The organism is Brooklawnia sp. (genome assembly GCF_049651565.1).
Lineage (GTDB): Bacteria > Actinomycetota > Actinomycetes > Propionibacteriales > Propionibacteriaceae > Brooklawnia.
In genome coordinates this window covers 1-3411 of sequence record NZ_JBASCI010000045.1, presented here as the reverse complement: position 1 = coordinate 3411, position 3411 = coordinate 1, and the positions used below count along the sequence as shown (strand labels likewise).

2 protein-coding genes and 1 pseudogene are annotated in these 3411 nt (G+C 69.3%); all 3 read left to right on the top strand.

Annotated features, from left to right (window positions below; translation table 11 throughout):
• Nucleotides 1-403, top strand: a 403-nt coding sequence (locus tag WBL05_RS02245; protein ID WP_424223447.1) for an AIR synthase-related protein, incomplete at its 5' end; no start/stop codon positions are given.
• 51 nt (nucleotides 404-454) lie between these two features.
• Nucleotides 455-2965, top strand: coding sequence for a DNA translocase FtsK 4TM domain-containing protein (locus WBL05_RS02240; protein WP_424223446.1), 2511 nt, complete (start codon nucleotides 455-457; stop codon nucleotides 2963-2965).
• Nucleotides 2962-3411: pseudogene (locus WBL05_RS02235) on the top strand (MiaB/RimO family radical SAM methylthiotransferase); the annotation flags it as partial. The gene WBL05_RS02240 and the pseudogene WBL05_RS02235, both read left to right, overlap by 4 nt.

The window sequence follows — 3411 nt, the reverse complement described above, 5'->3', positions numbered from 1 at the left end:
GGCGGCGGTCGACTCCCAACGCGCCCCCCAGGTTCCATACGGGGCGGGACGACAGGCGGCGCAGGCCGGCGCGTCCGCCATGATCGACGTCTCCGACGGCCTGCTGGCCGACCTGCGGCACATCGCGGACGCCAGCAACGTCGGGGTCGACCTCGACAGCGCCCGGTTCGTCATCGCCGAACCGGTGGCCGCAGTGGCCACCGCGCTGGGTCGTGACCCCCTCGGCTTCGTGCTGACCGGCGGGGAGGACCACGCCATGGCCGCCACCTTCGACCCGGGGCGGGTGCCGGCAGACTGGGACGTGGTCGGCCGGGTCGTCGAGGTCGACCCGGTTGCCGGCCCCCAGGTACTGGTGGACGGCCACGCCTGGGAGGGCGAACAGGGCTGGCAGCACTTCCGCTGACCTCGGCGTGGTCAGGAAAACGGCCAGCCGGGGCTGGGGTAATCTGCCCCCATGGCGACCCGCGCGTCTTCCCCGGCGCGGCCTCGTGGTTCGACGTCCCGTTCCAGTGGGACGAAACCGGCGAGTTCGCGAGCGTCCGGCAGTACCACCAGATCTTCGTCCCGCTCTCCCAGCCGGACGAAGGCCAAGCCGACCCCACCCAAGCGCGGCGACCAACCCAACATGGTGGTCAGCGCAGCACGGGGGCTGTGGCGCGGAAGTGCCCGCGCGCTGGGCACGCTGGCCCGCAGTATGGGCGGCGACGTGCAGGCCAGGGATCCGGCAGTGCGTCGCGACGGCGTCGGGTTGGGCTGCTTCCTGCTCGCCCTGCTGATGGCCGCCGGGTTCTGGCTGAACATCCCCGGACTGATCGGTGAATGGCTGCGAATCGGGGTCTCCTGGACGGTGGGGCTGACCTCCTACGCGCTGCCGGCCATCTTCCTGGTGATGGGTATGCGCACCCTGCGCAACCCGCTGAACAACGGCCCGGCCGGACGCCAATGGGTCGGCTGGGGGTTCCTGCTGTTCGGGCTGCAGGGCATCATCAACCTGACCCGGGTTCCGCTGCCGGCACCAGGTGACCCGGCGACGATGAGCCGCTTCGGCGGGATCATCGGCTACATCTCGAGTTCGATGATGAGCCAGTTGCTGCCGGTCTGGCTGTCGGCGTTCGTGCTGGCGCTGGTGGCGTTGTTCGGGCTGATCGTGGTGATCGGCAAGCCGATCGCCGAATGGGTTGAGCTGTTCCACGGCATCTACGAGTGGTTCGCGCGCAAGGTGCGCGCCGGCCGGCACGCCCGGGCCGAGAAGCTGCGCTACGGGGTGGACGAAGCCTACGACAGCCCCCTGGTCGAGGGCTCGGTGCGTGCCCTGACCTCCGGGCGAGCCGACGAGGCCGACCCTGAGGGTGCCGAACACGACAGCACCGAACTGCCCTCGACGCCGGTGCTGGTGGGCCGCAAGGCGACGGCAGCCCCCGATCCAGCGCCGGAACTGGCGGCACCACCGCACACCCCGGCACCACAGCGGGTAGAGCAGCTGGCGCTGTCGGGCGACATCGTCTACACCCTGCCCGACCCGGCACTGTTGAAGCCGGGCACCGTGCCGAAGGCACGCACCGAGGCGTCCGACGCCATCGTGCACAAGCTCACCGACGTCTTCGCCGAGTTCGAGATCGACGCCCGGGTGACCGGCTACACCCGCGGCCCGACCGTCACCCGCTACGCCATCGAGGTGGGCAGCGGGGTCAAGGTCGAGAAGGTGACCGGGCTGTCCAAGAACATCGCCTACGCGGTGGGCTCGGCCGACGTCCGAATCCTCGCCCCGATCCCGGGCCGCTCGGCGATCGGCATCGAAATCCCGAACAAGGACAAGGAAGTCGTCTCGCTGGGTGACGTGCTGCGCAGCCAAAAGGCCCGCAACGACCACCATCCGCTGACCGTGGGGCTCGGCAAGGACGTCGAGGGCGGTTACGTGTTGGCCAACGTCGCCAAGATGCCGCACCTGCTGGTCGCCGGCGCGACCGGCTCGGGCAAATCGAGCTTCATCAACTCGCTGATCACCTCGGTGATGATGCGGTCCACCCCCGATGAGGTGCGGATGATGCTGGTCGACCCCAAGCGGGTCGAGCTGACCCACTACGACGGCATCCCGCACCTGGTCACCCCGATCATCACCAACGCCAAGAAGGCCGCCGACGCCCTGCAGTGGGTGGTCGCCGAGATGGACCAGCGCTACGACGACCTCGCCGCGTTCGGCTTCCGGCACGTGGACGACTTCAACAAGGCGATTCGGGCCGGCCAGGTGCAACTGCCGCCGGGCAGCGAACGGGTGCTGGCGCCCTACCCCTACCTGCTGGTGGTGGTGGACGAGCTGGCCGACCTGATGATGGTCGCTCCCCGCGACGTGGAGGACTCGATCGTCCGGATCACCCAGCTCGCCCGGGCCGCCGGCATCCACCTGGTACTGGCCACCCAGCGTCCCTCGATCGACGTGGTCACCGGGCTGATCAAGGCCAACGTGCCCAGCCGGCTGGCCTTCGCGACCAGCTCGATGACCGACTCGCGGGTCATCCTCGACCAGCCGGGCGCTGAGAAACTGGTCGGCCAGGGCGACGGGCTGTTCCTGCCGATGGGCGCGTCCAAACCGATGCGGGTGCAGGGTGCCTGGGTCACCGAGGCCGAGATCCGTGAGGTCGTCGAGTTCATCAAGAGCCAGTTGGAGCCGCAGTACCGTCCCGAGGTCGCTGCCGCGACCGAAGCGGCACCAAAGGTCGCCGAGGACATCGGTGACGACCTCGAGCTGGTGCTGGACGCCGCCCGGCACGTAGTCGAGCTGCAATTGGGCTCCACGTCGATGTTGCAGCGCAAGCTGCGGATCGGCTTCGCCAAGGCGGGTCGTATCATGGACATCCTTGAGAACCGCGGTTTGGTTGGGCCGTCCGAGGGCAGCAAGCCGCGCGATGTTCTCGTCAAGCCCGACGACCTGGATGAGGTGCTGGCCGACCTGGCCAATGGAAGATGACATCGGTACACCTGGTGAGCCTGGGTTGCTCACGCAACGACGTCGACTCCGAGGAGCTGGCCGCCCGGCTGGACTCCGAGGGGTTCCAGCTGATCGACGCCCCGGCCGCCGCCGAGGTCATCATGGTCAACACCTGCGGCTTCATCGAGCAGGCCAAGAAGGACTCCATCGACACCCTGCTGGCCGCGGCCGACCACAAGTCGACCGGCTCTGCCAGGGCAGTGGTGGCAGTCGGCTGCCTGGCCGAACGCTACGGGCGCGAACTCGCCGAGGCGCTGCCGGAGGCCGACGCGGTGCTCGGCTTCGACAACTACCCGCAGATCGCCGAGCGGCTGCGCGCCATCCTGGCCGGCGCCCACATCGGGTCCCACGTACCCACCGACCGGCGCACCCTGCTGCCGATCGCGCCCATCGCCCGGCAGACAGCCGCCGGGCAACCGGTGCAC

What these genes read in the sequence shown, in the direction of transcription:
- WBL05_RS02240 (WP_424223446.1), top strand. Translation starts at nt 455, where the DNA reads ATGGCGACCCGCGCGTCTTCCCCGGCGCGGCCTCGTGGTTCGACGTCC.